At 39.7% G+C, this 6,456-nt stretch carries 2 protein-coding genes and 1 pseudogene; 1 reads left to right on the top strand and 2 read right to left on the bottom strand.

The features are described from left to right. Window positions 1-52: 52 nt before the first annotated feature. Window positions 53-2,023 (top strand): annotated as a pseudogene (locus tag ACM0OR_RS27425) (PAS domain S-box protein); the annotation flags it as partial. Window positions 2,024-2,563: 540 nt separating this feature from the next. On the opposite strand, the gene ACM0OR_RS27420 reads toward ACM0OR_RS27425, so the two are convergent. Next, window positions 2,564-5,020, bottom strand: a complete 2,457-nt coding sequence (locus ACM0OR_RS27420; protein ID WP_414579562.1) for a dynamin family protein — start codon at window positions 5,018-5,020, stop codon at window positions 2,564-2,566. A 765-nt stretch (window positions 5,021-5,785) separates the two neighbouring features. Beyond that, window positions 5,786-6,406 (bottom strand): PEP-CTERM sorting domain-containing protein, encoded by a 621-nt coding sequence (locus tag ACM0OR_RS27415; protein WP_414579561.1) that lies wholly within the window; start codon window positions 6,404-6,406, stop codon window positions 5,786-5,788. Window positions 6,407-6,456: the final 50 nt, after the last annotated feature.

Raw genomic sequence — 6,456 nt, 5'->3', positions numbered from 1 at the left:
TCTTGTATTCAATTGTATAATCATTTGTGTAATTAATTTTGTTTAATTACTTACAACCAGAGATATTAGTGAACGCAAACAAGCTGAAGCAGCCCTCAAAGAAAGTGAAGAACGCTATCGTTCTGTAGTCACAGCCATGCAGGAGGGTGTTGTGTTACATGAGCGCAATGGCAAAATAGTTGCTTGTAACGCCAGTGCGGAGAAGATTTTAGGACTATCTAGCGATCGCATTATTGGACGTGTTTGTGATGCTTCTTGGCGAAGCATTTATGAAGATGGTTCTCCCTTTCCTGATGACAAGCATCCCGCAATGGTGAGTTTACACACCGGACAACCTTGTTCAAACGTGATCATGGGAGTTCACAAACCCAATGGACAAATCACCTGGCTTTCTATTAATTCTCAACCCTTGTTCCGTAACAATGAATCTACACCCTATGGAGTAGTTGTTTCCTTTTCCGATATTAGCGAACAGCAACAAGCAAAACAAAAAATCCGCGAACAAGCCGCTTTACTGGATATTGCCACCGATGCCATTTTTGTGAGAGATTTAAACAACCACATCCTATTCTGGAATCAAGGTGCAGAACGTTTGTATGGTTGGCCAGCCTCAGAAATTTTGGGAACTGAACCCACGACCTTACTATATCCAGAAACTTCTGTTCATCTCCATAAAACAGCTCTGAAAACTGCGATCGCTGCTGGTATGTGGCAGGGAGAGTTGCAAAAAATCACCAAATCTGGCCAGGACATTATTGTCGAAAGTCGGTGGACAGTGATGCGCGATGCAGCCGGGAAACCTAAATCGATTTTGATTGTAGATACCGACATCACGCAAAAAAAACAACTAGAAGAGCAGTTTTTTCGGACTCAACGTTTAGAAAGCTTAGGCACACTCGCCAGTGGTATTGCCCACGACTTAAACAATATTTTGACACCTATTTTAGGAGCTGCTCAACTCTTACAAAATAGAACTAATCGAGCGTCTGAGCCATCGTCTTATGTGAGTGGAACGCCATCGCAACAACTACTAAAAATTATCGAAAACAATGCCCAACGGGGAGCAGGCTTAGTCAAACAAGTATTATCCTTTGCGCGGGGATGTAAAGGAGAACGTACCATAGTCCAACTCAAACACCTGATTACCGATATTATTCTCATTGGTAAACAGACATTCCCTAAATCAATTGAATTTGCGACAAAATTACCCGAAAACCTGTGTGCTGTCTCTGGAGATGCTACCCAATTACATCAAGTGCTGATGAATTTGGTCGTCAATGCCCGTGATGCCATACCAGATGGCGGAAAAATCACCATCTCTGCGGAAAATATTTTTATTGATGAAGCTTATGCCAGTATGAATATTAATGCTCAGGTTGGGCATTACATCCTGGTTAAAATCTGCGATACAGGCATTGGGATGCCACCCAAAATTTTAGATAGAATTTTTGAGCCATTTTTCACGACAAAAGAAGCAGGTACAGGTACAGGATTAGGTCTTTCGACTGTACTCGGTATCACCAAAAGCCACGGCGGTTTTGTGACTGTGACTAGCAAGGTAGGCGAAGGTAGCCAATTTAACTTGTTCTTACCCGCAGTATCAGGCATACCAGATTTAATCATAGAGAGTGCAGCCACCCCTCAAGGCAATGGAGAGTTGATATTAGTGGTAGATGATGAAGTCCAAATTTGTGAAATCATCAAAATGATTTTAGAAAACCACAACTACAAAATTATGACTGCTAATAATGGTATTGAAGCGATCGCCCTCTATGCCAAACACAAGCATCAAATTACTGCCGTCTTCATGGATATGATGATGCCAGAAATGGATGGAGTAACTGCCATTCGCACCATGCACAAAATGAAACCCAATGTAAAGATTATCGCTTGCAGTGGACAAAATTCACCGGAAGCTGTAACAGAAGTGCTGGGGACTGGTTTTTATCAAGTTTTACCGAAACCTTTCACTGCTCAAGAATTATTAAATAGTTTGCACAATCTACTCAAAGAGAAGCATTAGGCTGTTTGCATGAATATTTTTGCCCTACCCTAACCCTAGGGTGTTGACTTTGATGAAATTTACCCATTTTTTATTCATACAGTTTTGGTGTCATCATCGGTGAAGCAAATTAAATGAGTAAGGAGTAATGAGTAATGAGTAATGAGTAATGAGTAAGTAGAACAGGGTAAATAATTAAAGGTTTGTAGTAAGAACTTTAGTTCTCTCTGCGTTCTCTCCGTTCCCTGCGGGACGCTGCGCGAACAAAAAAGGACTAAAGTCCTTACTACAAACTCAATCTTAGTTTTTTTACATTACTTAACATAGTTGGGTGTTTCCAAGTTGTTCTACTTAATGAGTAATGAGTAATGAGTAATGAGTAATGAGTGGATTATTTTTTATTTTTCTCTCAATTTGTTGATTGAAGTTGCTAAAGGTATTTACTCATTACTTATTACTCATTACTTGTTACTCATTACTTGTTACTTATTACTTAAATCCCCCCAATCCATCGAGGGAATTAAGGGGGATAAATTCCCGTATTATCAAATAATACAAATGCTAAACCTGTGCTATTCCATCTAATAAACCATCTGAAATAATCACCCCATTACTAGCGGCTATCTTTGCAACCTTTGATTCACTCATGTTAACTATAGGTAAGAGATGGTCATATAACTGCATTGATTGTAAGCAATCATTAATATTCGTCACTGCCATATTATAAGCCTCCATTTTTTGTTCTAAGGTATTGAGTAACTGCCGATTATTAGCAATCTTCTCCTCAGCTTCTTGTTGCAGAGTTTGTTCTAAATAAACCCGTGCTTGAGGATACTGTTGCAGAATTTCTTCTGCTTGGGTTTCAGCCATTGGTAATAATTGAGTTTTGAGGCTTTGGTTAATAGTTTGGCGGAAGGTTTTGCGGATGGTTTGAGAAACCTTTGGCTCAAAATCCAACTTTAATAATTGTCTAATAGCTGGTTCGGCATCTACCATACTTTCACAGTCATAGCCTTGGGAAGTTTGTAGCAAAGTTTGCCGAAATTGATATATAGAAAAAGTGCCTTCATCATAGAATAAATGACTTTCTCTGACGAAGCGATCGCACTCTACACTGGCTGCATCAATTAAAGATTGAGATACACGTTTTTCTAAAGCTTTTATTTGTTGTTCTATCCCCGCATCATTACCCAATAAACGATATAATTGGCGATAATATTCTGATTTACGAATTTTCTCCATTAACCTTTGGAAGAAATTAGCAACCACTTGTTGAGATGATTCGACTAAAATGTCTTCTAATTGATTAGCTAGATAATAGAATGCCTCTACTAAAATTGCTAATAATGGTGCGGTAGCATTACGCGGATGACTGAGAGTTGCACGGCGATAAGCATCAGCCACCGAAAAGGTATCTAATAACTCATCTAAACGGTGGATCATCCGAGATTGTAACTGCTTGAAATCAGCTTCAAACACATCACATGAATTATTAATTACCTGGTTAACTTCTTCTGTCATCTGCTGATTAAAATCTCTGCCAATTTGTTGTAATTGCTGGTTGAGACGTTGTAATTCATGCTTTTTCATCGTCTCGATTTCTTGTGGTTGACTATCCAAATCTCGATGCAACGATTGATAGTGTTTTTTCAACTTAATACAAATATCTTCTAAGTCATCAGCCAGATTTTGAAAAAGCTGTGGACGCTTTTCTTCAGTTAAATAACGAGTAATAGCTGTGCGGAATTCCTCAATACCACTGTCTTGAATTAGCTGATTAATTAAGGGTATCCCCTGTTCAGCTAAAATGCGTACATAGTTGGTGTTGGGCGATTCAAAACCATTGAGAGAAATCCGAAAACTAGTAGAAGCAAGTTTTCCAGAACTGACACAATAGTTATTAAAGGCGTAAACAAACTGTGGTGTTTCTTCTACCGCATTTACACCTCTAACACTATCTGCAAAAATAGAGTCTAAACCAAATCTATCTTGTTGCGTTGTTTGTTTAATTTGACTGCCGTAAAATCCGAGTAACCCACTAGTTTTATAAACTCGGCTGGTATCACGGAACTGTCCGTTAATTAAATTATCGAGTCTTTGCCTTAATTGGGTATTGTACCAAGTTTCATCTATGCGGTTGAAGATATAAAATACGCGATCGCGTATTCCCCCATTTTGCCGCATTTTCTCTAAAAGTTCCGTCTCCTCCTTAGTCATATCTCCAGCCGATGCAGGTTTTAGCACACACACCACCGCCGATGTCTCAGAATCCTGAATTTTGGTGTAAGTTAACTGTGCATCCTTCTCTACTGGCGCATCAATTCCAGGTGTATCAATAATTACGTTACCATCTTGCAATAGGGGATGGTTGCAATAATATTCAATTTGCTTTAAAACCGCGCTATTACTACCACGCCGCGCATATCCAGCCGCTTCTTTTAGGTTAGAAAAGTTAAATTGCTCCATTGAATAGGTCGCATTATTGATGGTATGAATATGTTGACGGTTAGCTTCATATCCTTGTAATAATAATATTAAGGCTTTAGCTTGTTTCGCGCGTTCTGACCTACTCTCTCCACTCTCTTGCTGAATAATCGCTTCGCATCCTTGATACAATAAGCTAACTACTTCAGATTGATTGAGATTAGCGGCGGTTTTAAAGCCTAATTGTTGACATAAAGACGTTGCTTGTTCTCTAATCTCTGCTTCACTGAGAAAGGTTAAAACTACCCGTTCTTGGTCTAATTCTGCATATTCAATTTTACATTCTGTACCTGTGGCGTGTCCTTCTGCGCTGTAAAGTAACTCTCGTTCTAACAGTGCATTAATTAACATCGATTTACCTGCACTAAATGCACCAGCAAACACAATTTCAAATCTGGGAGAAATTGCTTTACCTAATGAAGTTTGGACAGGGGTAATATCTTGCGATCGCAGAGATTTTTCTTGCTGTAAAAGTTGCAATATAGAATCCACTTGATCTTTTAAATTATGACCCTGAAAAGGCAGGTATGACATACAATAACCTATGACAATTTCCGTATATTTTATTAAAGTATTTATACTATTGCTTCAGTATTCTTACTACGATATACAATTGCCACTTGAGAAAGAGGATAAATAAATTTTTAAGTATTACGATGATTGCAGATAATCATCATTTTTTAATGTGAGTTCAATAAACCTCTCCCCCACCCAGAGAAAACGCATCTTATTTCCTAATAAAAACTAAAGAAGATTCAAAAATGACATAGATAATTGTAAAAGATGAGAAAATGATGAACCAGGGCTATTTCATTCCCAAAAGTCTCTTAAGTGTATCTAGACCAAAGGAGCATAATAGTTGAGCTTGAGCCATGTTTTCAAACATCTGGTCACGATACAAATTCAGGGTAAAATTACGAGCGATAGCAAAAATTTGAGGTAAAGGCGTGGTGCAAATTCTCGACGCATCCTCACCTTAGGTAACATCCCGAAGATAATGCACTTTGTTTTCTACGCCCCAATAGCCTCGAACGCTTAACGCAAAGCGTTCCGTAGGAAAGAATTTAGACTTTGTAGCATAAGGGTAACATCTTAGTAGATGTTCCCTACGGGAACACTTTCAGCGTTGGCGAAGCCTGCGCTTTGCGCTTACATTCCAGTTCCTATCCTACGGGAACGCTGGCGCGAAGGCTTTGCTCAGGACTGCATTCAATATGACATAGAACAAACCTTTTTAAACAACCTCTAAGGGTTTGAGCAAATCTCACGCAATGCCCATCCTACAAAAATTGGCATTAATTAAATCCTTCTGAGACGCTTTCTTGTTAGAAAACCAATGACTCCAAATGCGGCAACCCCAAAACCAGAGAGTGGTGTTGGCTCTGGAACTTGAGTCAAGGTTGCTAAAGTTGGCACGGCAAAAACGAAATCATCGGTGGCAACTAGATCAATACCATTTGCTAAATCTTCACTACCAAATGATTGGATAGTCGTGCCATCAAAGCTAAATAGTGCTTTACTCCCAACGGTTAATTCTACTTCGGTCACAACAGGGTTGTCGAAGAGAACTCCCAAAAACTGAGTCTCTCCTGATGCCCCAACGGGGACGAAAAACTTACCAAGACTGACCTTCTTGCCACTGCTCGTAGTGCCGAAATATTCGATACTGCTGCTTCTGGGAGCTTCTACATCAACGAAGATAGCACCAAAACCTCGTGTCCCAGCCGCAATGTTTGTGCCAGGCAATACGAAGGTTTGGTCGATGGAACGATCCTCGAACTCGCCGGAGTTGAAATCGAACATCACAAAGGTATTGTTCGGACTGAAGGCGGGAAACTGCCCGGCTGTATCTGGATTGACACTAGCAAATCCATCGCCACTGACTGCATAAGGCTCTGAAAATAGCGCACCCGCCCCCAATACGGTTCAGTTAAGGCTCAAAGTGATGTAAAGTAAGCATTGTTGCCAAG

Origin of the sequence: Anabaena sp. CCY 9402-a (assembly GCF_963920945.1) — a bacterium.
Taxonomy (GTDB): domain Bacteria; phylum Cyanobacteriota; class Cyanobacteriia; order Cyanobacteriales; family Nostocaceae; genus Trichormus; species Trichormus minutissimus.
The sequence above is the reverse complement of the archived record's forward strand: the minus strand, read 5'-3'. Positions and strand labels throughout refer to the sequence as shown.

Coding starts and splice junctions, on each gene's coding strand:
- ACM0OR_RS27420 (WP_414579562.1), bottom strand. CDS start 5,020: ATGTCATACCTGCCTTTTCAGGGTCATAATTTAAAAGATCAAGTGGAT.